Raw genomic sequence first — 24871 nt, forward strand, 5'->3', positions numbered from 1 at the left:
AGAAAGTCCTTTCCATGCAGACCGAAACCCCACCCTCCGACAAGCCCTACGACAAGCCCGAGGGCGAGCGCCGCGGCCTCGTCATCGTCAACACCGGCGACGGCAAGGGCAAGAGCACGGCGGCCTTCGGCCTGGCGTTCCGCGCCACGGGGCGGGGCAAGGCCGTGAAGGTGTACCAGTTCATGAAAGTGCCCAGCGCGCGCTTCGGCGAGCACCGCCTGGCCGAGCAGGTGGGCCTGCCCGTCGAGGGCCTGGGCGACGGCTTTTCCTGGAAGAGCAAGGATCTGGAGCACTCCGCCCAGCTCGCGCGCGATGGCTGGGCCAAGGCGCGCGCGGCCATCCTCTCGGGCGAGTACTTCCTGGTGGTGCTCGACGAGGTCACCTACCCGCTGATCTACGGCTGGCTGCCGCTGCAGGAGGTGCTCGACACCCTGGCCGCGCGGCCCGGGGACGTGCACGTGTGCCTGACCGGCCGCCGCTGCCCGCAGGAAATCATCGACGTGGCCGACACCGTGACCGAGATGCGCCTCGTCAAGCACGCTTTCCAGGCCGGCGTGCCCGCGCAGCGCGGTATCGAAGATTGAATTTTGATAGCTGGTAGCGCTTTCTGCGAAAGGGTTAGGGCCGTTTTTTACTGAAAACCGACAGGCATAGAATGAAGCGTATCGCCACCCTTCCAGAAGCCGCGCCATGCCCCTGCTGTATTGTCACCTGCCCACGCCGCTGGGCGAGATGCTGGCCATCGCCAGCAGCCAGGGTCTGTGCCTGCTCGAATTCGTCGGCCAGAAGGGCGTGGAGCGCGAGCAGGCCCAGGTCGAGGCGGCGCGCGGCGGTCCGGCACGCGAGGGCATGAACGCCATCCTGGAGCAGACCCGCGCCGAGCTGGCCGAGTATTTCGCCGGGCAGCGCCAGGCGTTCGGCGTGCCGCTGGACCTGGTCGGCACGCCGTTCCAGAACGATGCCTGGCAGGCGCTGCGCGCCATCCCCTATGGCCAGACGCGCAGCTACGCGAGCCAAGCTCGCGCCATCGGCCGCCCCACGGCCACGCGCGCGGTGGCGGCGGCCAACGGGCAGAACAAGGTCTCGATCATCGTGCCCTGCCACCGCGTGATCGGCAGCGACGGCAGCCTCACCGGCTTCGGCGGTGGCCTGCCGCGCAAGCAGGCGCTGTTGGCGCTGGAGGGCGGGGGAATGCTGTTTTAGCTCTTGCGCTGCAGCAGCCGGACATGCATGGGGCGCACGAAGCGCGCGCCCTGCGGCGTGCAGTGGGGCGCGAAGGCCGCCGCCACGCGCGCCTGCAAGGCGTCGTCGATGTGGTGGTCCGCAAAGCTCGGGCGCATCATGCGCTGCTCGAAATCGGCGAAGTCGCTGAACTCCACGGGCATGTCGAAGCGCCGCTGCGCCATCTCGCGCCAGGGGCTCGCATGCGCGGCCAGCGCGCAGTCCACGGCCGCTTGCGCGGCGGCGCGCACCGCGCCCTCGTCGTTGTACAGCCGCGTGACCTCATTGAGCGGCCCGGCAAAGACGGGCTCGGACACGTACAGATACCCGCCGGGGCGCAAGACCCGCGCCACCTCGGCCAGCGCCTGGTCCATGGCATCCAGCGGCACGTGGTGCAGCGACTTGAGCATCAGCGCCAGGTCGAACTGCCCGTCCTCGCAGGGGATGTCCTGCGCGCCGGCGGCCACGAAGCGCATGCCGGCGGGCGGGTCCTGCAGATTGCGCGCGTGCTGGATGGTGTCCACCTCCAGTCCCACGTAGCGCAGCCCGGGCCAGCGCTGCAGCATCTGCCGTGCCATGCGCGCCGCGCCGCAGCCCAGCTCGATGACCTGCGGGCCGGGTGCGGGCACCAGTTCGGCGAGGATGTCGATTTCGTCGTTGACCAGGCGTGTCATGATGGAAAACGGAGAGGGGGAGGAGACGGTGTCCGCCCGACATCTTGTCTCACGATAAGTTCAGGAACGGGGGACTCCAACCGCCCGTGCATACTGGACCGGCCAGTCCGCGTTCGCCCGGAGCTTGCGGGCAGCATGCAAGGCCCAGTATGGATTGTCCAGGAAGCCGCGACCGACGAAGACCAGGTCTGCAAGCCCGGTGCCGACGATCTGCTCGGCCTGCGCCGGTTCGGTGATCAGTCCCACGGCGCCGGTGGCGATTCCGGCCTGTTCACGAATGGCGGTGGCGAAGGGCACATGGAAGCCGGGGGCCGCCGCAATGGGCGAATCGGCCGTCACGGCGCCGCTGGAACAGTCGATCAGGTCCACGCCGACTTCCTTCATCCACTTTGCGAGCTGGATGGACTGTGCGAGATCCCAGCCGCCCGCCACCCAGTCCGTGCAGGAAATTCGCACGAACAGCGGGAGTTGCTGCGGCAGCGACTCACGCACTGCTGCAGCCACCTGCAAGGGCAAACGGGCCCGGTTCTCCAGGGAGCCGCCGTAGTCGTCGCGCCTCTGGTTGGCGATCGGCGAGAGGAAGGAGTGCAGCAGGTATCCGTGTCCCATGTGGCACTCGATCACCTCGAATCCAGCGGTATTGGCGCGCCGTGCGGCTGCGGAAAAATCATCCACGACCTTCTTCAAGTCTGCGGTGCCCATCTCCAGCGGTGGCGGATAGCCGTTCGCGTACGGAATCGGGCTCGGCCCCAGTGGCATCCAGCCATGCGGCTGGTCATAGATCGGCTTGTGCCCCAGCCAAGGAACCGCAGTGGCCGCCTTGCGTCCTGCGTGCGCGAGCTGAATAGCGGGCACGGCGCCGGCTTGCCGTATGAACTCCACGACAGGCTGCAAGGCCTGTGCATGCTCGTCCGACCAGATACCGAGGTCCATGGGACTGATGCGGCCCTCGCGCGAGACGGCGCACGCTTCGGTCATGACAATGCCGGCACCGCCCACGGCGCGGCTGCCCAGGTGCACGAGGTGCCAGTGGTTGGGCATGCCCTCGACGCTCGAGTACATGCACATGGGCGAAACCGCGATGCGGTTGCGCGCTGTGATCGAGCGTATCTGCAGTGGTGAAAAAAGCATCGACACTCACTCTCCCGCGGCTGAAGTCCGATGAGGTTTGAAATTTCCTTGAAGGTCGCCCGCACGAACTCTTCAGTCGAGCTGGATGTTCAACGGGGCGATGATGCGACCCCAAAGCTCGGCCTCACGCTGCAGAAGCTCGCCGAAGGCTTCGGCCGAGCGCGGCTCCACGTAGGCATTGAAGTCGCGCAGCCTGGCCACGACCTCGGGGTCTGCCATGGCGCGCTGAACGGCTGCGTTCACCTGATGAATGACCGGGCGCGGCGTGCCGGCCGGCGCGACGATTCCGAACAAGGCCGTGGCCACGGCGTCCTTGTAGCCCGATTCGGCCAGCGTGGGCAGTTTGTCCAGCGCCGGGAGCCGATGGTCGCCGGTCAGCGCGATGGCCTTGAGCTTGCCGGTGTTCACGTACGGGATGTAAAGCGTGACCCCGTCGAAGGTCATGGAGACTTCGCCGCTCAGCACGGCGTTGAGCGCTGGCCCCGAGCCTTTGTAGGGAACATCCCGGAGTTTCGTGCCGGTGGCGGCGGCAAACATAGCGGCCACCAAGTGGGACGACGTGCCCTGGCCCGACGTGGAGTAGGTGAGCTTGTCCGGATTGGCCTTGGCGTAAGCCAGCAGTTCCTGCAGGTTGTTTGCCGGCACGGACGGATGTGCGACGGCGATAAAGGGAACCATCCCGACCAGGGCCACGGGCGTGAAGTCGGCGACTTTGTACGGTAGCTTCTTCATCAGAAGCGGGTTGGTGGTGAGTGTCGTGGTTCCGGTCATCAGCAGCGTGTAGCCGTCGGGTGCCGACTTGGCCACGTACTCGGCCCCGATGAGGGTGCTCGCCCCCGGTTTGTTCTCCACGATGATCGGCTGACCGAGCGTGGCTCCCGCCTTCTGCCCGACGACCCGCGCCAGCACGTCCGTGAGGCCACCCGGCGTGTACGGCACGACCAGCTTGATGGGCTTGGTTGGCCATGGATCGGCGGCGTGTGCTGCGGGGGCAAGCAGCGCGGCGAGCGTCAAGGTGGTTGCGATGAGGGTTCGCATGGTGTCTCCAGTACGCATTGAGAAGCGTGGTGGTTGTAGTAGTTATGTGCCGACAGATGGAATCAATTCCAGTATAAATCCGAAAAATCTGCGGTGTCAATCATGTGACTGGGGTAGAGAGCATTGCGCTGCGCCTTGCCAACGGTGAGACAGAGTTTTATGTTCCTGTTTTTCGCAATATTGATAAAAAATGGAACGGCATATACAATCCTCGCACAGGAGTTCAACCCATGTCGTATCCATTCGCCGGCGTAACCGTGCTCGATCTAACGCAGATCTACAACGGCCCCTATGCCACCTTCCTGCTGGCGCAGGCAGGGGCTGACGTCATCAAGATCGAGCCGCCCGGTGGCGAGCATTTGCGCAAGCGCTCGGGTGCCAGCGGCGCGGCGATGCCGTTCGCCATGCTCAACGCCAACAAGCGCACCATGACGCTGAACCTCAAATCCCCGCCGGGCCGCGAACTGCTGCTGGAGTTGGTGAAGCAGGCGGACGTGCTGGTGGAGAACTTTGCCCCGGGCGTCATGGACAGGCTGGGCCTGGACGAGGGCGTGCTGCGCCAGGCCAACCCGAAACTGATCTATGCGGCCGGCTCCGGCTATGGCAAGACCGGTCCCTATCGCGACTATCCGGCGATGGACCTGACCGTGCAGGCCATGACCGGCGTCATCGACACCACCGGCCATACCGACGCGCCGCCCGTCAAGTCGGGGCCGGCCATCGCCGACTTCATGGCCGGCATCCACCTGTATGGCGCGATTGCCACGGCTTTGTATGAACGCGAGCACACCGGCAACGCCCGCACCATCGAGGTCTCGATGATGGAGGCGGTGTACCCGACGCTGGCGTCGAGCCTGGGATTGTTCTACGGCTCGGGCGAGGCGCCGCGCACCGGCAACCGCCACACCGGTATGTCGCTGTGTCCGTACAACGTCTATCCCACGTCTGATGGCTACATCGCCATCATCACCAACAACGAGCAGCACTGGCGCAGCCTGGTCGATGCGCTGCAGTGCCAGCATCTGGCGCAGGATCCGCGCTTTGCCACGGTGAAAGAGCGTTGCAACCACATGGATCTGGTGGACGGTGCGCTGGGCAAGATCACCCGCGGCTACACCAAGGCGGATCTGTTCGAGCGCCTGATCAGGAACCGCGTGCCTTGCGCGCCGGTGCGCACGCTGGAGGAGGTGGTGAATGATCCGCACCTGCACGCGCGCGGCTCGCTGCAGTGGATCGACCATCCCGAGTACGGCCGCATCGTGGTGCCCAGCACACCACTGCGTTTCGGCGGCGAAGACGCCGCGGTGGCCTATCGGCCCAGCGCGCGCCTGGGGGCGGACACCGAGGCCATCCTGCGTGAGCGCCTGTCGCTCGATGACGCGCAAGTCGAGGCCTTGCGCGCGCAGCAGGTCGTTTGAGCGGCGTGAGCATGAAGAACCTGCAAGGGCGCGTGGCGCTGGTGACCGGCGCTGGCTCAGGCATTGGTCGCTCCGATGCGCTGGTGCTGGCCGAGCGCGGTGCGACAGTGCTGGTCAACGACTTTGACCCGCGGGCGGCCGACGAGACCGCGGCGCAGATCGGCGAGGCCGGCGGCTGCGCCGTGCCCTGCGTCGCCGACGTGGGCGATGCGGCGGCCATCGCTGCGGCCATAGACGCGGCACAGCGGCAGGCAGGCGCGATCGACATCCTGGTGAACAACGCTGGCATCTCCGGCCGCCAGCAGGCCTTCGACGCCATCGCCGATGCCGACCTGGCCCGCATGTTCCAGGTGCACGTGATGGGGGCCTGGTACTGCACCCGCGCCGTGCTGCCCGGCATGAAGGATCGGGGCCGCGGCAAGATCATCAACACCTCGTCGATCCTGGGCATGGCCGGGCGCCGGCGCAGCGCGCACTATGCCGGCGCGAAGGCCGCCCTCATCGGCCTGACCAAGGCATGGGCCAAGGAGTTTGCCGAGTGGAACATCCAGGTGAACGCGGTGGCGCCTGGCCGGGTGCGCACGCCGATCCTGGGCGCCTTCGCCGATTCCGAGGAATACCAGCGCGACCTGCTCGCCAATGTGCCGCTGCGTCGCCGCGCCGAGCCCGAGGAGGTGGCTTGGCTGGTGGCTTTCCTGGCCAGCGACGAGTCGGACTACATCACCGGCCAGATCATCAGCCCGAACGGCGGCGAGGTGGTCTGAGGGCGCGAATGCGCTCTTGGGACAACCGACTCACACGGCCTGCTTGCCGCCGTCGACCGGCAGCGTGATGCCGTTGACGTAGCTCGCCAGGTCGGAGGCCAAAAAGACGGCCGGGCCGGCGATTTCCTCGGCACGGCCCAGGCGCCCGGCGGGGATGCGCCCCATGAAGCCGCCCAGCCGCTGCGGATCTTGGCGGGTCGATTCGGTCATGGCGGTCTCGATCACGCCGGGGGCAATGGCATTGACGCGGATGCCGTCAGTGCCCAGGTCGGCGGCCATGGCCTGGGTGAGCATCTTGACCGCGCCCTTGGAGGGCGAGTAGCCCACGCAACCGGGCAGCCCGGTGAGCGCCGCGCCGGAGGCCAGGTTGATCACGCAACCGTGGCTGCGGCGCAAGGCCGGCAGGAAGGCGTGCAGCACGTTGAAGGTGCCGAAGTAGTTCACTTCCATTAGTTGGCGCACGGCATGGGCGGCGCGCGGGCTGTCCACCTTCTCGCGGATCATCAGGCCGGCGTTGTTCACCAGCACCTGCAGGTCGCCGAGCTCGCGCGCCACCGTGTCTGCAAGCCGTGCGCAGGCGTCGGCGTCGCACACGTCCAGCGCGTAGGTCCAGGCCTGCGCGCCGGCGGCCCCGACCTCGGCGCGGGTGTCGGCGCAGGCTGCTTCGCTGAGGTCGGTGACGATGACGCGCGCGCCGGCGTTGGCATAGGCAACGGCGATGGCGCGGCCTATACCGCGGCCCGCGCCCGTCACCAGGGCGAGCTTGTTTTCAAGCAGCAGGATGGATTTCATGCCAAGAGGTCTCGTGGTTTCGGCTGGCGTGCGTCAGATGACGCCGTCGTCGCGCAGCTGCTTCAGTCGCGCCGCGTCGTAGCCGGGCAACTGCACCAATACCTCGTCGGTGTGCTGGCCCAGGTCCGGCGGTGGCATACGGTATTGCACCGGCGTGCCGGACAGTCGGATGGGGTTGGCCAGCATGGGCATAGCGCCGCGCCGCGGGTGCTGCATGTGCACTACCATCTCGCGCTCGCGCACCTGCGGGTCGGCAAAGACTTCGTGCATCTCATTCACCGGGCCGCAGGGGACGCCAGCTTCGGCCAGCGCGTCGATCCAGTACTGCTTGGGGCGCGAGAAGAAAATGGGCTCCAGGATCGCGTTGAGTTCGTCGCGGTGGCGGATGCGGTCCTGGTTGGTGGCAAAGCGGGGGTCGCCCGGCAGCTGGGGCTGCCCCATCACGGAGGCGAATTTTTCCCACTGAGCCTTGTTGCCCACCACCAGCATCACCGCGCCGTCCTGGCAGCGGTACATTTGCGAGGGCGCAGCCGTCGGCGACTTGGTGCCGCAGCGCGGCACCGGGTCGCCCGAGACCAGATAGCCCATGGCCGAGTGCGACAGGGCCGCGACCTGCGAGTCCAGCAACGCCAGGTCGATGTACTGGCCTTCACCCGAGACCGCATCACGGTGCTCCAGCGCCGCCAGGATGGCGACCGAGGCATACATGCCCGCCATCAGGTCAGACACGATCAGGCCCACCTTCTGGTGGCCGCCGCCGGGCTCGCCGTCGGCATGGCCGGTAATGGCCATCAGACCGCCCATGCCCTGGAAGATGGAGTCGTAGCCGGGCTTCTTGCGGTAGGGGCCGGTCTGGCCGAAGCCGGTGATGGAGCAATACACCAGGCGCGGGTTGAGCGCGCGCAGGCTGGCGTAGTCCAGGCCATGGCGCGCTAGGTCGCCCACCTTGTAGTTCTCGATGAGCACGTCGCAGGACTGGGCCAGCGCGCGGACAATGGCCTGGCCTTCGGGCCGCGAGATATCTACGCTCACCGACTTTTTGTTGCGGTTGGCACTCAGGTAGAAGCCCGAGTCGCGCGTGGGCTGGCCGGCGTCGTCGCGCAGGAAGGGCGGCCCCAGGCGGCGCGAGTCATCGCCCTCGCCGGGGCGTTCGACCTTGATCACCTCGGCGCCCAGGTCGGCCAACATCTGCCCGGCCCAGGGCCCTGCGAAAACGCGGCTCAGATCCAGCACGCGAAGGTGGGACAGTGCGCCGGGGTGGGTGGGACTTGTTTGCATGGTGTGGCTTGGGGTGTTGATTGCGGAAGGTTCATCGGGCCAGCCAGGCGCCGTCAACCGGCAGAGCCGCGCCGCGGATCTCGCCGGCCGCCTCGGTGCACAGGAAGGCCACCAGCGCGGCCACCTGCTCGGGCGATACGACGCGGCCGGACGGCATGTTGGTTGCCGCGATGCGCCGTTGCGCCTCGGCCCGCGTGATCTGCTCGCGCTCGGCAAGCAGCTTGGCGTTGCGGTAGAAGATGCGGGTAGAGACGTCGCCGGGACACACCGCGTTGCAGGTGATGGGCGTGGCGGCGGTCTCCAGCGCCACGGCCTTGGTCAGGCCCACCAGGGCATGCTTGGAGGCCACGTAGCTGCTGCGGTCCACGCCGCCGGCCAGCCCATACACCGAGGCGATGTTGACCACGCGGCCCCAGCCCGCGCCGCGCATGCTGGGCAAGGCGGTGCGGATGGTGTGGAAGGCCGCATCGAGGTTTAGTGCGAACACCTCGCGCCAGCGCTGGGACGGGTGTTCCTCGATGGGGCCCTTGTGTTGCGTGCCAGCGTTGTTCACCAGGATGTCCAGGCGGCCGAAACGGGCCAGCACCTGCGGCACCAGGCCCGAGGCCTGTTCCTCCAGCATCAGGTCGGCGCCGGCATGCTCCACCACCACCCCGTGGGTGCCGGCCAGTTCTTCGCAGAGGCTGGCAATCGCTTGCGGCTCGCCGAAGCCATTGAGTACGACGGCGCAACCCTGCGCCGCCAGGGCATGTGCCACGGCCAGTCCGATGCCGTCGGTGGAGCCGGTGACGAGCGCGACGCGGCCGGCCAGCTCGCCGGGAACGGGGGTAGGGGGGGGCATCGGGCTCAGACGTCCAGGCTGATGTTCAGCGGCTTGATGATGCGCTCCCAGGTGCGGGAGTGCTTGTCGATCAGCTCACCGAATTGTTGTGGACTGAGGGCGGGCGCCGACGCGCCATCCTGCGCCACGCGGGCGCGCACGTCGGGTGACTGCAGGGCCTCGTTGGTGGCCTGATTCAACAGTTCGATGATGGCTTGCGGCGTGTGTGCCGGTGCCAGCAGGCCGTACCAGGAGGCCGCCTGCATCTCGGGCAGTCCGGATTCGGCAAAGGTGGGCACTTGCGGCGCGGCCTGCGAGCGACTGTCGCCGGTGATGGCGATCCCCTTGAGCTTGCCGGCGCGGAACAGGGGCGCCGAGGTGGCGATGCCGTCGAAGTACAGCTGCACGTGGCCGGCCATCAGGTCGTTCAGCGCGGGGCCTGCGCCCTTGTAGGGAATCATGTTCAGCTTCACGCCGGCCAGACTGTTGAACATTTCACCCACCAAGTGGGTGGAACTGCCGGTGCCCAGCGTTGCCAGGTTCAGGGTGCCGGGCTTGGCTTTCTCCATGGCGATCAGTTCGCGCAGCGTGTTGGCCGGCACGGAAGGGTGCGCGCTGAGCACAAAGGGCGTCAGCCCGGTGAGCGCCACTGGAACGAAATCGGAGGGTTTGTAGGGCAGCTTCTTGAACAGGAAGGGATTGGTGGAAATCGTCGTGGTGACTGCCATCAGCAGGGTGTAGCCGTCCGGGGCTGACCTGGCCACCGCTTCGGCGCCGATGATGGTCGAGCCGCCGGCCTTGTTGTCTACCACCACCGGCTGCCCCAGCTTGACGGACATCTTCTGCGCAACCAGGCGCGACACGATGTCGGTGAAGCCGCCCGCGGCATAGGGCACGACGATGCGGATGGGTCTGCTGGGGTAGGTATCCGCCCTGGCCGTGGTGGCTGCCCAGGGCGCCGCCGCCGCGGCCAGGGTCATGAGGGTGTGGCGTCGCGTAACGTTGTTGAGGTGATCTCGCATGGTGTCTCCTGGGTCGTTTTGTGTGCCCGGTCGCAGCTGGATTCGCGGCATAGGTGTGAATTTGGAATTGGTTCCAATTTTTTACCAGATGGGGAATGCTGTCAAATCGCGTCTTCTCGTCCCAGTAGCGTAGGCGTTGCGCGCACCGCGTCCAGAAACGCGTACAGGGGGTCCTTTGGCAAGCGGCCGCCATTGGGCCGGCGTTTGCCGAACAGGTCCGCGTCCTCGCGCGCCAGTTCGGGTCGGATCCTCTCTTCGATCCAGTCGTAGACCACCAGACGGTTCGCCACACGCCACTGGCCCTGGCGCTTCTCGAAGCGGTCAAGGTAGCGCCCGCACAGGAAAGTCTCGCGCGTCGGCATCGCGGCGCTGGCTTGCAGTGCGAGGAAGCTGCTTTCCACTGCAGCGACGTCCCCGTGCAGTTCGATCAGGATATTGGAGATCTGGTGCACGCCGCGGCCGCCGCTGCGCAGGCGCGGCAGCGCCTGCGCGAAGAAGCCTTCCGCGTCCCCTGCGTAGGCGCCATGGCGGTCGTGGGCGTCGGGCCAGTAGGCCGAGCGCAGCACCGCCTCGTCGGCGCGGTCTATGCCTCGGCAGTAGCGGTACAGGCAGTCGCGGATGGCTTCCTTGTCCATCAGATCCTGCAGCATGGCTTGACAGTTGCGTTCCATGAAAAGAGAATATATTCATAAAACGGAACTGTGTCCACTCAGTGGACCTATTTTCACCAACCGAGGCACCCCATGATTCTTGACTACTCGCGCTACCAGTACCTGTCGATTCAGTGTGACAACGGCATTGCCACCCTTATGCTGAACCAGCCCGACAACCGCAACGCCATCCACGCCGAGATGCACGCGGAACTGGAGCACGTATGGTTGGATCTGCAGGCCGACCCGCAAGTGAACGTGATCGTGCTGACCGGCGCGGGCAAGATTTTTTCCGCGGGCGGCGACATCAAGCGCATGATCAACCGCTTCGGCACGGACGAAGGCTGGCAGACGTCGCTGGCCATCCCGGCGTCCACCAAGCGGCTGTTCCAGGGCATTCTGGAGGTGGAAAAACCGATCGTCGCCGCCATCAACGGCGACGCCGTGGGGCTGGGTGCTACGTTGGCGCTGTTCTGCGATGCCACGGTGATCGCGGAGGGCGCCAAGTTCGGCGATTCGCACGTCAAGGTGGGCTTGGTCGCGGGCGACGGCGGTGCGGTGATCTGGCCCATCCTGGTGGGCCCGAACCGTGCCAAGGAGTTCCTCATGCGCGGCAAACTGATGAGCGGCAAGGACGCTCATGCCATGGGCCTCGTCAACCATGTTGCGCCCGCGGAGCAGGTGCTGGAATCGGCGATGCAGATCGCGCGCGAGCTCAATGCGTTGCCGCCGCTGGCTGTGCGCTGGACCAAGCTGTCGGTCAACAAGTGGATCAAGCAGCAGTTGAACCTGATCCTGGACGCATCCATCGCCTACGAGATGCTGTCCATCAATTCGCAGGATCACCACGAGGCTGCCAAAGCTTTTCTGGAAAAGCGGGCGCCGGTATTCAAGGGCAACTGAGCACAGCGATGGCAGACCAAGCACCCCAAACGGACTGGAACCATCTGGACGACGAGGAATTCCGTCGCGTCGCCGCGGAGTTCTTCGCAACCCACGTTCCGCGGCACCTGCGGTTTCTCAGTCGCCGCCCGCGCTGGTCGGAGGTGAAAGAGTGGTACCTCACCCTGTCTGCCCGTGGCTGGCTGATGCCGAACTGGCCGAAGGAGTGGGGCGGAATGGGTCTGACCCAGTCCAAGATCCTGGTGTACCTGGAGGAGTTGGAGCGCAGCGGCGCGCCGCGCGTGATGGACCAGGGCCAGATGAATATCGGACCACTGCTGATTGCCCGCGGCACCGACGAGCAGCGCGCCCGCTTCCTGCCCAAGATCCTGTCGGGCGAACACACCTGGTGCCAGGGCTACTCCGAGCCCAACGCCGGCTCCGACCTGGCCAGCCTGCGCACCGAGGCGCGCATCGAGGGCGATGAATTCGTCATCAACGGCCAGAAGATCTGGACCAGCGTGGCCTTCGACGCCACGCACATGTTCGCGCTGGTGCGTACCGACAAGACGGTGAAGAAGCAGGCGGGTATCAGCTTCGTCATGATCGACATGCGTCAGCCCGGCGTTACCGTGCGGCCCATCCGCAACATCGCTGGACACGAAGAATTGTGCGAGGTGTTCCTGGACAACGTGCGCACGCCGAAGGCCAACATGGTTGGCAAGCTCAACGACGGCTGGAACGTGGCCAAGGCGCTACTCGGCTTCGAGCGCATCTGGTCCGGTTCGCCGCGCCAGTCCATGCTGGCTCTGCTGCGCCTGCAAAAACTCGCGAAGGCCAGTGGCAAGATGGCCGACCCCGCTTTCGTCGACAAGTTCACGCAGGTCACGATGGACGTACTCGACTCGGCGGCAGCCTACGAGCGCTTCGCGCAGATCATGCGCACGGGCGGCAGCTTTGGTTTCGAGGTATCCATGCTCAAGATCTGGGCCACGGAAACTTGCCAGCGCGTCACCGAGCTGATGGTGGACGCCGCCGGTGACCTGGGTGCCCTGGGTGGTGATGTCGACGTGGACGGCCAGGAGATGGACATCCTCTATCCCTTCCTGGAATGCCGTGCCTTCACCATCTACGGCGGCTCCAGCCAGGTGCAGCGCAACATCCTCGCCAAGAACGTCCTGGACCTGCCATCCTGAGGAACACCATGCAGGAAAACAATCTCTCCGAGGCGCAGCAGCAGATCGAGATGCTGCGCGAAAGCGCGGCCGACTTCGTGGGCCGCAACACCGACATGAAGCGCCTGCGCGAGCGGCGCGGCATCCTGCCGGGCTATGAGCCCGAGCACCTGCGCCACATGGCCGAACTGGGCTGGCTTGGCATCGTGGTGCCCGAGGCGCATGGCGGCCTGGGCCTTGGCTTCTGTGAGCTTGCGGTGGTGCTGCAGGAGCTGGGCAAGGGCCTGATGGCCGATCCCCTGGTGCCGGTGGCCTTCGCTGCGCGGGTGCTGCAGCACGGCGACAACGAGGGGCTCAAGCAGTCCCTGCTGCCGCAGGTGGTGGATGCCAGCCTGCTGCCCTGCGTGGCCTGGCAGGAAGGCCTGGGCGGCATCGAGACGGCGGCGATCGAGACGCGGGTCGAGGCCGACGGCGCCGACCTGCTGCTGTCGGGTCGCAAGCGCTTCGTCGCCGGCGCGGCGGGTGCTGGCGGCTTTGTGGTCAGCGCGCGCGGTGCGGCCGGCTGCGGCCTGTACTGGGTCGACGCCCAGGCTGCTGGCCTGACCGTAGGCCATGAGCAGCGCGCCGACGAAACCCCCAGCGGCGTGCTCGAGTTCGATCGGGTGCGCATCACACCTGCGAACGTGGTCAGCGCCGCGGGCCCGCAAGGCCTGGCGGCCCTGGATCGGGCCCTGGATGAGGCCGCGGTCCTGGCCGGCGCCGAGATGTTGGGCGTGGTCGAGGCGGCGCTGTACATGGCGCTGGGCTACATGCGCACGCGCGTGCAGTTTGGCAAGCCGATCGGCAGCTTCCAGGCGCTGCAGCACAAGGCCGCGGATCTGTACGTGCAGCAGGAGCTGGTGCGTGCGGTGCTGGCCGAGGCGGTGCGCGTGCTCGACGCCGATACCCCGGCGCAGGAGCGAGCCAGCATGGCCAGCCGCTTCAAGGCGCGCGCCAGCGACGGAGGCCTGCGTGTCACGCGCGAGGTGATCCAACTGCACGGAGCCATCGGCTTCACCGACGAATACGACGCGGGCCTGTATCTCAAGCGCGCGCTGGTGCTGTCGGCGTGGCTGGGAAATGCGAGTGCACATCGTCGCCGTTTCGCCGCGTTGCAGCAGGAGGTTACGGTATAGTTGTTCCGCGGTCTGGAATCGGGGCCGGGAGATTTTCATGATTCGTGCCGTTGGACGCGCACTTGCCATTTTCGATGCTTACGACAACGAGCACCTGAGCCTTTCGCTGCAGGAGATCGCTGAGCGCATTCGTATGCCCAAGACCACGGCCTTCCGTCTGGTCAACACGCTGGAGCGCGCTGGCTTTCTGATACGCATGGACAACCAACAGTATTGTCTGTCGCTCAAGATGGCGAGGCTCGGTGGCCTGGTGCGCAGTACGCTGAGCATCCGCGAGATCGCGCGGCCGGTGATGCTGCAGGTCAATGCGCAAACTTCGGAAACCATCACCCTCAACACCATCGTCGGCAACGACCGTATGGTGCTGGAGGTGGTGGACACGCCGGCGCCCCTCATGTCCATGGCACGCCAGGGCCAGCATATGCCGCTGTACCTGGGGGCGAGCAGTCGTATCCTATTGGCCTATATGGAGCCGCAGGATCTGGAGCGACTGGTCAAGGTCAACATGAACGTGCCGGACTTCGACCGTGCTGCCTTCGACCGGGAGCTAGCGCGCTTTCGTCGCCAGGGTTATGCCATCTCGCGCGGCCAGCGCGTGCCGGGATTGACCGCCATCGCGGTGCCCATTTTCGATATCAACGGCGAGGTGCGCCACTGTCTGGCGCTGACCGGCCCCAGCGTGCGGGTGGACTCACGCGACCAGGAACTGGCCGACATCCTGCTCGTTGCGGGCCGCGACATTTCAACGCGCCTGGGTGCCAGTCCTGAACATTCGGCAGACCTGAAGCTGCTCATGGCAGACACCACGGCCGATGTCCCCGGGCGGGGGCGCGAGAAACCGGCTGCCAAGAAGGCCCCTGCCAGGAAGAAGGTGGTCGCCAGCGCGGCGCAGTGAGCGTTGGCAATCCCCGGCGGCCCGGGGACGAACGAAAAAGCCCCGCAATTGAACTGCCCCCAAGAAGTTGGACAGTTAAAAGTTGCGGGCATGTGGCCTGAGTCCGGAATTGCACCGGGCTCAGGCCATTTAATTTCATCTTGATTCGATGATGGTTGTAGTCGCGGATGTAGCGCACCAGTGCACTGCGCAGGTGCTCGGTGCAAGTGAATTTGCTCAGGTAGAACAGCTCCGTTTTCACCGTCGCAAAGAAGCTCTCCATGGCGGCATTGTCCAGGCAGTTGCCCTTGCGTGACATGCTTTGGACGCCCCCTTTGGCCGCCGACTGGCGTCGATAGGCCGGCGTCTGATAGTGCCATCCCTGATCCGAATGCAGTAGCAGCGTTGCCCGGGGTTCTTCAGCCAGTGGAGACGGTGGCTTGGGTGGTCTTGGAGGCTTGGGCGCGGGCATCTTCTTGGGGCGGCCTTGGTGCTTGGGCTCAAGCGCTTTGGGGCCCCCTCATGGTACTGGCGTTCCCACGTCGCAATGACCGCCGTGCCACCGCGCAGATCGAACAAGGCTGCTGCCTGGCGGTACGTCAGCTCCTCTCGCCACATGCGCTTGAGCGCCAAGAGCTTGAACTGGGCGCTGTAGTCGTTGCCGCTCTTCTTGCGGCGCAGCCTCGCCTCACCGTGCTGGCGATAGCTGTCGATCCATTTGCGGACCGTCCCTCGATCGATTCCGTACTTGGAGGCCAGCGCCCTGGCGCCGCCCAGACCAGCCAGATGATCCTGGACTATGCCCCTTTTGCAATCTTCCTCATACCTCGCCATGAACAACACCCCTCCGGTTGGATTGATGTCCAACTTTTGGGGGCAGTTCACCCCCCGGCGGGGCTTTTTCCCTGTGACCCTGGTTGGCCTCCCCTCTCGGCCTCATACGGGTTTGCAATCCATAAGAACGTGTTTGCGATCTTTTCATGGTGCCCGTTGCCTCGCAAAGGCGGCAGGTGCAAGGCGCGAAGCCGTAGACAGTACAGGCAGTACGGCAAGGCGAAGCAACGCAGTTATCTTATTGATTGCGAATTCGTATCAGGCGCTGCGCGCGCCGTCGCCCAGCTCTTTGAAGCTGCGGCCCTCATTGGCCAGTTTTTTCAGCAACGGTGCTGGTGTCCAGAACGCGCCATGCTTCTCATGGAAATCGCAGATGCGCTGGTACACCTTGTCCACGCCCACCGTGTCGGCGTAGAACATCGGGCCGCCGCGCCAGGCGGGGAAGCCGTAGCCGTTCACGTAGATCAGATCGATGTCGGACGAGCGTTGCGCAATGCCTTCCTGCAGCACCTTCGCACCTTCGTTCACCAGCGCGTAGATGCAACGCTCGACGATTTGCGCATCGTCTATCACGCGGCGCTCGATGCCGGCCTCGCGGGCGCAGTCCTCGATCACCTGTTGCACGATGGGGTCCGGGATCGGCGTGCGGCTGCCGGCTTCGTACCGGTAGAAGCCCGCGCCGGTCTTCTGGCCGAAGCGGCCCATCTCGCACAGGCGGTCGGCCACCTTGGAGTAGCGCAGGTGCGCGGGACGGGTGGGGGCTGCGCGCTTGCGGCTGGCCCAGCTGATGTCCAAGCCGGCCAGGTCCGACATCGCGAAGCGGCCCATGGCCAGGCCGAACTTCTGCAGGGCGGCGTCGACCTGCTGCGGCGAAGCGCCTTCCTCCAGCAGGAATTCCGCTTCGCGGGCGTACTGGCCCACCATGCGATTGCCGACGAACCCGTCGCATACGCCTACCAGCACCGGCAGCTTGCCGATCTGGCGCGACACCGCCATTGAACTGGCGATCACGCTCGGCGCTGTGGCTTGGCCACGCACCACTTCCACCAGGCGCATCACGTTGGCTGGGCTGAAGAAATGCAGTCCGATCACGGAAGCGGGCCGGGCGGTGGTAGCGGCAATCTCGTTCACGTCCAGGCGTGAGGTGTTGGTGGCCAGAATGGCGTCTGCCTTGCACAGGGCGTCCAACTTGCGAAACAGCTCCTTCTTGACCTCCATGCTCTCGAACACCGCTTCGATCACCAGGTCCGCATCGGCCACGCGCTCGAATTCAAGGGTCGGCGTGATGCGGGCCAGCCGGGCGTCGGCCTCCTCGCGGGCGAGTTTGCCTTTGGCCACGGTGCCGTCGTAGTTCTTGGCAATGGTGGCCATGCCGCGGTCCAGCGCCTCTTGCGCGGCCTCGATCAGCATGACCGGGATGCCGGCGTTGGCAAAGCTCATGGCGATGCCGCCGCCCATGGTGCCGGCGCCGATCACGGCCACCGAGCGCACCGGGATGACCGGTGTGTCGGCAGCCAAACCGGCGATCTTGGCGGCGGCGCGCTCGGCCAGGAACAGGTGACGCAGTGCCTTGGACTCGGTGCCGTTGACCAGCACGTCGAAACGCTCGCGCTCGAATTTCATGCCCTCGTCGAATGGCAGGTTCACCGCCGCCTCGACGCAGGCCAGGCATTCCAGCGGCGCGGGCAGGCCGCGCTTGGATTTGTGCAGCTTGTCACGCTGCGCGTCAAACCAGCCGGCTTCGGCGGGTGCCTGCGCCTGGCGGCGCGAAGCGACCGGGTGCTCGCTGCGGGCGCTCATGCGCGCCGCAAACGCCAACGCGGCCGGCAGCAATTCTTGCGCCGCGACCTCGTCCACCAGACCCAGCTTCAAGGCTTCGTCGGCAGTGACAGAATTGCCCTCGACGATCATGCGCAGGGCGGCTTCGACGCCTGCCAGGCGCGGCAGGCGCTGCGTGCCCCCGCCGCCGGGCAGCAGGCCCAGTTTGACCTCGGGCAGCCCCAATTTGGCGCCACGCTGCGCGACGCGGTAATGGCAGCCCATGGCGAACTCCAGGCCCAGGCCCAGCGCGCTGCCATGGATGGCGGCGATCACCGGCTTGGCGGACGCCTCGATTTGCTTGACGATGGTGCGCGAACTGGGCTCGGCGCGCGAAGCAGGGGTGTTGAAGGCCTTCACGTCGGCACCGCCGCAAAACAGCTTGCCTGCGCCGATGATCACGATGGAATGCACTTGCGGGTCGGCCCATGCGGCCTCAAGGTGTGCCGCCAGTTCCTGCCGCATGGCGTGGCCCATGGCATTCACGGGCGGGTTGCTCAGGGTGATGACGGCGCTGCCGCCGTGAACGGAGTAGTGGTTGCTTGGCATGGGAATAGTTTATTTTCCGGAATTGATTCCGTCAAGCGAAACTAATATCATGTTGCGATGTTTATCCATCTTTGGACAGAGAGACTTCCATGAGCAGCATCGACATTGAGCGGCGTGGTGCCATCGCCGTGATCACCATCAACAATCAGGCCGGCAGGAATGCGCTGGACATGCGGATGCGGCAGGATCTGCTGGCGCTGGTGCGCGAGGTGTCGGAGGACGAGGCGGTGCGTGCGGTGGTGCTGACCGGGGCCGGTAACGCTTTCTGCTCGGGTGCCGACGTGGGCAAGATGGGCGGCCGGGATCTGGCGGGCTCGCGTCAGCGCATGAAGACCATGCATGCCATGGTGCGCGCGGTGCACGGCATGGACAAGCCGGTGGTGGCGGCAGTGTGTGGGCCGGCTGTGGGCATCGGCTTCAGCCTGGCCATGGCCTGCGACGTCGTGGTGGCATCGCCGGGGGCCAACTTCTCGCAGGTGTTCACGCAGGTGGGCCTGGCGCCCGATGGCGGCGCCATCTGGTTTCTGGCGCGGCAGATGGGGTTTTCGCGCGCAAAGGAATTGGTGTTCAGCGCCCGCAAGTTCACGGGCGAGGAAGCTGCCGCCCTGGGACTGGTGCAGCGCCTGGTGCCGCAGGAGAGCGTGCTGGACGAGGCCCTGGCGCTCGCATCGCAGTACGCCCAGGGGCCGGGCCTCGCGCTGACCATGGCCAAGCAGCTCTTTGCCCACAGCATCGCGCCGACGCTGGAGCAATTCCTGGAGATGGAACTGCTTGTGGGCCCGCAGCTGTCGCAGACCCGCGATCACGCCGAAGGTCGCACGGCTTTCAAGGAAAAGCGCAAGCCGCAATTCACGGGGCAGTGAGCCGCGGCGCCCTCGAAGGGCGCCTGGCACACGAGGCCAGGCGCTTTGCGTCCTATAGGGTGGCGGCCGTTCCCAGCACCACGGTGCTTTGGCTCGACAGCACGCCGCCGTTGCCATGGGCGATGGCGGTTTCACAGCCCACCACCTGGCGCGCACCGCATTCCCCGCGCAGCTGCCGCACCGCTTCGATCAGCACGAACAGGCCGTACATGCCGGGGTGGCAGTAGGACAGGCCGCCGCCGTTGGTGTTGACCGCCAGCCTTCCGCCAGGGGCGATGGCGCCGTCGCTCACGAAGCGGCCGCCTTCGCCCTTGGGGCAAAAGCCCAGGTCCTCAAGGAACAGCAGGGTGGTGATCGTGAAGGCGTCGTACACCTGCACGACGTCAATGTCCGGCGCCCCCAGGCCGGCCATGGCATAGGCTTGTGCCCCGGAGCGCGCCGCGCCGGTGACCGTCAGGTCGGCCATGTTGCTGATGTGCTGGTGGCTGATGTTCTCGCCCACGCCCAGCACGTAGGCGGCTGGCTTGCGCAGCGTCCTGGCCCGCGCGGCGCTGGTCATGATGAGAGCGCCTCCGCCGTCGGTCACTAGGCAGCAGTCGCGCACCGTCAGCGGGTGACTCACCATGCGCGCGGCCAGCACCTGCTCTACGGTCAGTGGCTCCTTCTCCCAGGCGGCCGGATTGAGCAGTGCCCACTGGCGCGCTGCCACGGCAATCTGCGCCAACTGCTCGCGCGTGGTGCCGTACTGGTGCATATGGCGCGAGGCGGCCAGCGCGTAGGCGCTGGCCGGCAGCACCGGGCGGAAGGGGGTCTCGTAGGGGTTGTACTCGCGCGGCGCCACGTTCTTGCGGCCGGCACTGCGCTGCGTGCTGCCGTAGGCGATGACTGCCACCTCGCACAGGCCCAGTTCGATGGCTGCCTGGGCGTGCGCCACATGCGTCATGAAGGACGAACCGCCCATCATGGTGCAATCCTGGTAGCGGGGCTTGAGGCCCAGGTACTCGCACAGCGCCGTGCTGGGCATGCGGACCTGCCCGGCGGCCGCGAACACGCCGTCGACGTCTGCCGGCGTCAGGCCGCAGTCGGCGAGGGCGCGGTGCACGCCCTGCGCCATCAAGTCGATCACGCTCATGCCCGCGGCGACTTCGCCCAGGTCCGATTCGGCCACGCCGACAATGGCGGCGCTGCCGCGTTTGAGGGTGGCGCTCATGCGGCCTCCAAGGGGTCGAACACGGGATAGGGGCCTTCGTCGCCTTCGGCCGGGTGAATGCGCACCTTCACACGCATGCCAATGCGCACCTGGTCGGCGGGGATGGACTCGACGCGGCTCATGAGGCGAAAGCCCTCGTCCATGTCGATCAGCGCTACGTTGTAGCAGGGCTCGCCCTTGGGCGAGATGAAGGTGGTGGCGTAGACGGTGCCCAGGCCGGCGCTGGTGGCCCAGCGCAGTTCGCCCCGGTAATCCACGGGCGCCGCCACCCGAGGGTAGAACAGGGCGCGGCCGTCTTCGTCGACCTGGAAGGCCAGGTGGCCCTGGGTCAGGTGCGCGCGGTATTGCTCTAGGGGCGAGGTGGGCAGGCGTTCTGCCACGTTCGGGGAGGTTTCTGTCATGGGGTCTGCTTCGCGATGAGGGCGTCGACGGCGATGATGCGCCCGCCGGCGCAGATGAGGGGGTTCACGTCCAGTTCGGCGATGCGATCGCGCTGGTCGGCTGCGAATTCGGAAATGCGGGCGATCACCTCGGCCAGGCGTTTTCGGTCCACCGGCTGCGCGCCGCGGAAACCATTGAGCGCGCCCTGGGCCTTGAGCTCCCCCAGCATCTTGAGGGCTTCTTGCCGGCCCACCGGCGCCGGGCGCACCGCGGTGTCCTTGAGCAGCTCCACGAAGATGCCGCCCAGGCCTACCACTACCATGGGGCCGAACTGCGGGTCGATCCGCGCGCCCACCATGATCTCGGTGCCCTGGGGCACCATGGGCTGCACCAACACGCCGGCGATGCGGGCGGGTGGCATTACCGTCTGCGCGTTGCGCATCACCTGCGCGAAGGCCGCGCGCACCTCGTCCTCCGTCTTCAGCCCCAGGCGGATCACGCCGGCCTCGGTCTTGTGCGGGATGTCGGGCGACTCGACCTTCATCACCACCGGTAGGCCCACCTCACGGGCCGCGGCAACGGCCTCCTCGGCCGAGTGCGTGAGTCGGTCGCGCACCACCGGTACGCCGTAGGCAGCCAGCGCCTCCTTGCCCTCGCGCTCGGTGAGGGTGGCGTTGGGCGAGGCGTCGATGAGGGCGGCGGCGCGCTCGTGCGCCTGGGCCGGCGACAGGCGCGCCGGGGCCGGACCCTGCGCGCGCAGCCAGTCGTCACGCTTGTGCCACGCGGCCAGGGCCGCCATGCAGTGGTTCATGGAGCGAAAGGTTGCCACGTGAGGGTTCTGCTCGCTCTCGATGGCGCCCGGGCCTTCCAGGTGTTGCGTCATCCACACGTTGCAGGCGATCTTGCCGTGTTCGGCCGCGGCCTTGCCCAGGGTCTCGATGCGGGCGGTGGCGGGCGCGTAGGCGAAGGTATGCGGCACCACCAGGGCGCCGTACTGCGGGTCGGCCATCAGCGCTTCGAAGCAGTCGTGCAGTTGTTGCGGCGCAGACAACACCTGGGCCGTCATGTCGCAGGGATTGCCGGGCGCGCCGTATTCGGGAATCAGATGCTCGAGTACCGCCATCGTGGCGGGGGCGGGGTGCGGAAGGTCCACGCCGTGCAGTTCGGCCTTGTCGGCCAGCAGGATGCAGGCACCGCCGGAGACTGCGGCCACGGCCACGCCGCGGGCCTGGGGTGCGGGCGCCTTGCCGAAGAAGGAGGTGGTGTCCAGCAGTGCCTCCAGTTCGTCGACCATGATCACGCCGGCCTGCTCGAACGCAGCCCGGTAGGCCGCCTGCGAGCCGGCCACCGAGCCGGTGTGCGACACCGCCGCCTGCGCGCCGCGCGCGCTGGTGCCCAGCTTGTGCACCACCAGGGGCTTGCCGGCCTCGCGGCACAGGGCCGCAGCGGCCAGGAAGCGCGATGGCTCGCTCATGCCTTCGAACACGCAAGCGATGGCTTGGCAGGCGGGGTCGTTGGCCAGGTAGGCCACCTGGTCGGCCACGTCGATGTCGCTGGCGTTGCCGCAGGTCAGCATGTGACTCAGCGCCAAGCCGTGCTCCTGGGCCTGGGCCAGGGCGGCGCCTACCGCGCCAGACTGGCTCACCAGGGCGGTGGCGCGCGGCCCCGGCGCGCCCTTGTACGACGCGGTGCCGAAGGTGCCCACCAGCCCCAGGCCGTAGTTCATGAAACCCACGCAATTGGGCCCCAGCAGGCGCATGTCGGCTGCGCGGGCGATCTCCAGCAGGCGCTGCTGTTGGGCGACGCGCTCGGGCAGTCCGGTCTCGGCGAAACCGGATGAAAACAGCACCACGCCGCCGACGCCACGTTGTGCGCACTCGGCCACCACCGCCTCCACGGCGTCGCGCGGCACGGCGATGAAGACGCAGTCCGGTGTCTCAGGCAAGGCAGCGATGGAGGGATAACAGGGCTGGTCGCCGATGTGTTTGTACTTGGCGTTGACCATGTACACCGGGCCGGTGAAACGGCCGGGGCCAGCGATGTTGGCGTAGGTGATGGAGCCGAAGGCTCCGGGGTTGGTGGAAACGCCGACCACGGCAATGCTGCGGGGCGCGAAGGTGCGGGCCAGCTGGTCGGGGCGGTACAGGGGACGGGATGCGGTGGCGGTCATGCGCAGGAGTGGACGACGGGCAGAATTTCCGGATGAAATTCCGCAGTTCGGAAGTTGATCCATTATCTTGTTCGTCGTTGTGATCGTCAAGTGAAGTTCCGTTTGACGAACTAAGTTCCACGTGTAAGAATTAACTCCATTCTTTCAAGCCATCACTTCAAAGACACGCCATGAGCAATGACAGTTGGGAGCTTTCAGAAGAGCTCCGTCAAATCCAGGACACCGTGAGCCGATTCATGGCTGCGGAGGTCAAGCCCGCCGAGGACAAGCTGCCGCACGACGCCTACGAGCTGCCGCCGGAGGTGCTGCTGCCCCTGCAGAAAAAGGCGCGTGACATCGGCCTCTGGTGCGTGCGCTCGCCCGAGGAATATGGCGGCGCCGGCCTGAGTCTGCTGGGCCAGGCGGTCGTGGCCGAGGAGGCTGCCAAGTGCCGCATGGGTGCCTACGTGCCGGCCTGCGGTGCCTTCGGCGCGGATCCGCCGAACGCCATCTGGCTCGGCACCCCGGACCAGATCCAGCGTTACGGCGTGCCCGGTATCGAGGGGGGCAAGAAGATCTACTTCGCCATCAGCGAGGCCTCCGGCGGCGCTGACCCGGCGCGCTCCATCCGCGCCCGCGCCGTGCGCAAGGGCGGCAAGTACATCCTCAATGGCAGCAAGATGTGGATCACTGGCGCCAAGGGCGCCGACTGGGGCATCGTCTTCGCACGCACCGGCGAGCAGGGCGACCGCGGCGGCATCACCTCCTTCATCGTCAACGGCAACCCCGAAGGCATGAGCCTCAAACCCATTCCCGTGATCCGCTCCTACTCGCCTTACGAGATCACGTTCAAGGACGTTGAGGTTCCGGTGGAAGACCGCCTGGGTGAGGAAGGCCAGGGTTTCGCGATTTGCGAGAAGTGGCTGATCGAGGGTCGCATTCCTTATGCCGCCGGCACCATCGGCGTGGCGCAGGCCGCTCTGCAGATCGCCATCGACTGGGCCAAGGAGCGCGAAACCTTCCGCACCAAGCTGGCCGACAAGCAGGCCATCCAGTGGATGATCGCCGACAGCGAGATGGAGCTGCGCGCCGCCCGTTTGCTCACGTGGCAGGCCGCCTGGATCGCCGACCTGGGCCGTGGCGACCTGAAGGTGGCCTCGTCCATCGCCAAGGTCACCGCCACCGAGACGGCCAACCGCGTGGTGGATCGCGCCATCCAGATCCTGGGCGGCCTGGGCGTGTCGCAGGAGTTGCCGCTCGAGCGCTGGTTCCGCGAGATGCGCATCAAGCGCATCGGCGAGGGCCCCTCCGAAGTGCATCGCATGGTGCTGGCCCGCCAGCTCCTGGGCACTCGCTGACCCCTGGGAGAGTTGCATGTCCATCGACCTCGACCTGCTTGATGGCGGCATTGCCGTCATTACCCTGAACCGTCCAGAGAAGCGCAATGCGCTGGACGCAGAGCATTACCAAGCGCTCTCGCAAGCCTGGATACGGGTGCGCGACGACGACGCAATCCGCGTGGCCATCGTCACCGGTGCGGGCGACAAGGTGTTCAGCGCGGGCGCGGACCTCAAATCGTGGATCGGCCGCAAGGTGCCCATGTCCGAGCTGTGGCAGACGCAAAAGGGCATGCTGCTCAATCGTGGCCTGGAGGTGTTCAAGCCTGTCATCGCAGCTGTCAACGGCCACTGCCTGGCCGGCGGCATGACGCTGATGCTGGCCACCGACCTGCGGGTGACGGCCGACCACGCCACCTTCGCACTGAGCGAGGTCAAGCGCGGCATCATCCCCGCCAACGGCGGCACGCAGCGGCTGCCCGCGCAGCTGCCGCACGCCATTGCCATGGAGCTGCTGCTGATCGGCGACTCCATCGACGCGCAGACCGCGGCCCGCTGGGGGCTGGTGAACCGCGTGGTGCCGGCCGACCAGGTGATGGCCACCGCGATCGAACTGGCCCGCCGAGTAGCGGCCAATGCGCCGCTGGCGGTGCAGGCGATCAAGGAGCTGGCGCTGCGCGGGCAGCAGGCCGACCTGGCGGCCGGCCTGCGCTTCGAGCAGCTGGTGCAGAACACCCTTCAACGCACGGAAGACGCCGCCGAGGGCCGGCAGGCCTTCGCTGAGAAGCGTTCGCCGCGCTTCACTGGGAGTTGAGC

The 24871-nt window shown here is 66.5% G+C and carries 23 protein-coding genes and 2 pseudogenes; 11 read left to right on the top strand and 14 right to left on the bottom strand.

Features of this window, described 5'->3' with window-relative positions; all coding sequences use genetic code 11:
- Positions 1-14 precede the first annotated feature (14 nt).
- Together cobO and ALIDE2_RS05695 are read left to right on the top strand one after the other, a co-directional pair.
- Entirely contained in the window at positions 15-584 is a 570-nt protein-coding gene (gene cobO, locus ALIDE2_RS05690; RefSeq protein ID WP_013520109.1) for a cob(I)yrinic acid a,c-diamide adenosyltransferase, read from the top strand.
- A 106-nt stretch (positions 585-690) separates the two neighbouring features.
- Positions 691-1203, top strand: coding sequence for a methylated-DNA--[protein]-cysteine S-methyltransferase (locus ALIDE2_RS05695; protein WP_013520108.1), 513 nt, complete (start codon positions 691-693; stop codon positions 1201-1203).
- On the opposite strand, the gene ALIDE2_RS05700 is transcribed toward ALIDE2_RS05695, so the two are convergent.
- The 3 genes from ALIDE2_RS05700 to ALIDE2_RS05710 all read right to left on the bottom strand — a co-directional run bounded on the left by ALIDE2_RS05700 (position 1200) and on the right by ALIDE2_RS05710 (position 4064).
- The gene (locus tag ALIDE2_RS05700) at positions 1200-1895 is read right to left on the bottom strand and encodes a class I SAM-dependent methyltransferase (protein ID WP_013520107.1); all 696 of its coding nucleotides are present in this window, start codon (positions 1893-1895) and stop codon (positions 1200-1202) included. The two genes, ALIDE2_RS05695 and ALIDE2_RS05700, sit on opposite strands and share 4 nt — an antisense overlap.
- Positions 1896-1955: 60 nt before the next feature.
- Positions 1956-3026, bottom strand: coding sequence for an NADH:flavin oxidoreductase/NADH oxidase (locus ALIDE2_RS05705; protein ID WP_013721609.1), 1071 nt, complete (start codon positions 3024-3026; stop codon positions 1956-1958).
- A 72-nt stretch (positions 3027-3098) separates the two neighbouring features.
- On the bottom strand, positions 3099-4064 hold the full coding sequence (locus tag ALIDE2_RS05710; protein WP_013520105.1) for a Bug family tripartite tricarboxylate transporter substrate binding protein: 966 nt from the start codon (positions 4062-4064) through the stop codon (positions 3099-3101).
- A gap of 230 nt (positions 4065-4294) precedes the next feature.
- Between ALIDE2_RS05710 and ALIDE2_RS05715 the strand changes: the two genes are divergently transcribed.
- Positions 4295-5482, top strand: coding sequence for a CaiB/BaiF CoA transferase family protein (locus ALIDE2_RS05715; RefSeq protein WP_013520104.1), 1188 nt, complete (start codon positions 4295-4297; stop codon positions 5480-5482).
- Positions 5483-5493: 11 nt separating this feature from the next.
- Complete coding sequence (locus tag ALIDE2_RS05720; protein ID WP_013721610.1) at positions 5494-6246, top strand: SDR family NAD(P)-dependent oxidoreductase; 753 nt, start codon at positions 5494-5496, stop codon at positions 6244-6246.
- 30 nt (positions 6247-6276) lie between these two features.
- Here ALIDE2_RS05720 and ALIDE2_RS05725 read toward each other — a convergent pair whose 3' ends face one another.
- The 5 genes from ALIDE2_RS05725 to ALIDE2_RS05745 all read right to left on the bottom strand — a co-directional run bounded on the left by ALIDE2_RS05725 (position 6277) and on the right by ALIDE2_RS05745 (position 10829).
- Positions 6277-7038: an SDR family NAD(P)-dependent oxidoreductase gene (locus tag ALIDE2_RS05725; protein WP_013721611.1), complete on the bottom strand. Its 762-nt coding sequence runs from the start codon at positions 7036-7038 to the stop codon at positions 6277-6279.
- Positions 7039-7071: 33 nt separating this feature from the next.
- The gene (locus ALIDE2_RS05730; protein WP_013520101.1) at positions 7072-8316 is read right to left on the bottom strand and encodes a CaiB/BaiF CoA transferase family protein; all 1245 of its coding nucleotides are present in this window, start codon (positions 8314-8316) and stop codon (positions 7072-7074) included.
- Positions 8317-8347: 31 nt separating this feature from the next.
- Complete coding sequence (locus ALIDE2_RS05735; protein WP_013721612.1) at positions 8348-9157, bottom strand: 3-hydroxybutyrate dehydrogenase; 810 nt, start codon at positions 9155-9157, stop codon at positions 8348-8350.
- 5 nt (positions 9158-9162) lie between these two features.
- On the bottom strand, positions 9163-10158 hold the full coding sequence (locus tag ALIDE2_RS05740) for a tripartite tricarboxylate transporter substrate binding protein (protein ID WP_013721613.1): 996 nt from the start codon (positions 10156-10158) through the stop codon (positions 9163-9165).
- 101 nt (positions 10159-10259) lie between these two features.
- Positions 10260-10829, bottom strand: a complete 570-nt coding sequence (locus ALIDE2_RS05745) for a nuclear transport factor 2 family protein (protein WP_013721614.1) — start codon at positions 10827-10829, stop codon at positions 10260-10262.
- 72 nt (positions 10830-10901) lie between these two features.
- Here ALIDE2_RS05745 and ALIDE2_RS05750 point away from each other — a divergent pair, with 72 nt between their 5' ends.
- From ALIDE2_RS05750 to ALIDE2_RS05765, 4 genes are read left to right on the top strand one after another with little or no spacing between them, the layout of a single operon-like run.
- Positions 10902-11711, top strand: coding sequence for an enoyl-CoA hydratase/isomerase family protein (locus ALIDE2_RS05750; RefSeq protein WP_013721615.1), 810 nt, complete (start codon positions 10902-10904; stop codon positions 11709-11711).
- Positions 11712-11719: 8 nt separating this feature from the next.
- Positions 11720-12886, top strand: a complete 1167-nt coding sequence (locus ALIDE2_RS05755) for an acyl-CoA dehydrogenase family protein (RefSeq protein WP_013520096.1) — start codon at positions 11720-11722, stop codon at positions 12884-12886.
- A gap of 8 nt (positions 12887-12894) precedes the next feature.
- Positions 12895-14040, top strand: coding sequence for an acyl-CoA dehydrogenase family protein (locus ALIDE2_RS05760; protein WP_013721616.1), 1146 nt, complete (start codon positions 12895-12897; stop codon positions 14038-14040).
- Between the two features lie 37 nt (positions 14041-14077).
- Positions 14078-14935: an IclR family transcriptional regulator gene (locus ALIDE2_RS05765; RefSeq protein ID WP_013520094.1), complete on the top strand. Its 858-nt coding sequence runs from the start codon at positions 14078-14080 to the stop codon at positions 14933-14935.
- Positions 14936-15032: 97 nt separating this feature from the next.
- Here ALIDE2_RS05765 and ALIDE2_RS25740 read toward each other — a convergent pair.
- From ALIDE2_RS25740 to ALIDE2_RS05770, 3 genes and pseudogenes are all read right to left on the bottom strand, one after another.
- A pseudogene (locus ALIDE2_RS25740) lies at positions 15033-15314 on the bottom strand (IS3 family transposase); the annotation flags it as partial.
- Between the two features lie 317 nt (positions 15315-15631).
- A pseudogene (locus ALIDE2_RS25745) lies at positions 15632-15748 on the bottom strand (hypothetical protein); the annotation flags it as partial.
- Between the two features lie 258 nt (positions 15749-16006).
- Positions 16007-18115 carry a 3-hydroxyacyl-CoA dehydrogenase NAD-binding domain-containing protein gene (locus ALIDE2_RS05770; RefSeq protein WP_013520093.1) on the bottom strand — a complete coding sequence of 703 codons (2109 nt, stop codon included), beginning with the start codon at positions 18113-18115 and terminating at the stop codon, positions 16007-16009.
- 89 nt (positions 18116-18204) lie between these two features.
- Between ALIDE2_RS05770 and ALIDE2_RS05775 the strand changes: the two genes are divergently transcribed.
- A complete protein-coding gene (locus ALIDE2_RS05775) occupies positions 18205-18978 on the top strand; it encodes an enoyl-CoA hydratase/isomerase family protein (protein ID WP_013520092.1) in 774 nt (257 codons plus the stop codon).
- A 52-nt stretch (positions 18979-19030) separates the two neighbouring features.
- Here the strand turns inward: ALIDE2_RS05775 and ALIDE2_RS05780 are convergent, their stop codons facing one another.
- From ALIDE2_RS05780 to ALIDE2_RS05790, 3 genes are read right to left on the bottom strand one after another with little or no spacing between them, the layout of a single operon-like run.
- On the bottom strand, positions 19031-20188 hold the full coding sequence (locus ALIDE2_RS05780; RefSeq protein WP_013721617.1) for a thiolase: 1158 nt from the start codon (positions 20186-20188) through the stop codon (positions 19031-19033).
- Entirely contained in the window at positions 20185-20589 is a 405-nt protein-coding gene (locus ALIDE2_RS05785; protein ID WP_013721618.1) for a Zn-ribbon domain-containing OB-fold protein, read from the bottom strand. The genes ALIDE2_RS05780 and ALIDE2_RS05785 overlap by 4 nt, the downstream gene beginning before the upstream one ends.
- Complete coding sequence (locus ALIDE2_RS05790; protein ID WP_013520089.1) at positions 20586-22739, bottom strand: acetate--CoA ligase family protein; 2154 nt, start codon at positions 22737-22739, stop codon at positions 20586-20588. The genes ALIDE2_RS05785 and ALIDE2_RS05790 overlap by 4 nt, the downstream gene beginning before the upstream one ends.
- Positions 22740-22909: 170 nt before the next feature.
- Here ALIDE2_RS05790 and ALIDE2_RS05795 point away from each other — a divergent pair, with 170 nt between their 5' ends.
- Together ALIDE2_RS05795 and ALIDE2_RS05800 are read left to right on the top strand one after the other, a co-directional pair.
- The gene (locus tag ALIDE2_RS05795) at positions 22910-24076 is read left to right on the top strand and encodes an acyl-CoA dehydrogenase family protein (protein WP_013520088.1); all 1167 of its coding nucleotides are present in this window, start codon (positions 22910-22912) and stop codon (positions 24074-24076) included.
- 16 nt (positions 24077-24092) lie between these two features.
- Positions 24093-24869, top strand: a complete 777-nt coding sequence (locus tag ALIDE2_RS05800; RefSeq protein ID WP_013520087.1) for an enoyl-CoA hydratase/isomerase family protein — start codon at positions 24093-24095, stop codon at positions 24867-24869.
- Positions 24870-24871: the final 2 nt, after the last annotated feature.

This window comes from Alicycliphilus denitrificans K601, assembly GCF_000204645.1.
Lineage (GTDB): Bacteria > Pseudomonadota > Gammaproteobacteria > Burkholderiales > Burkholderiaceae_C > Alicycliphilus > Alicycliphilus denitrificans.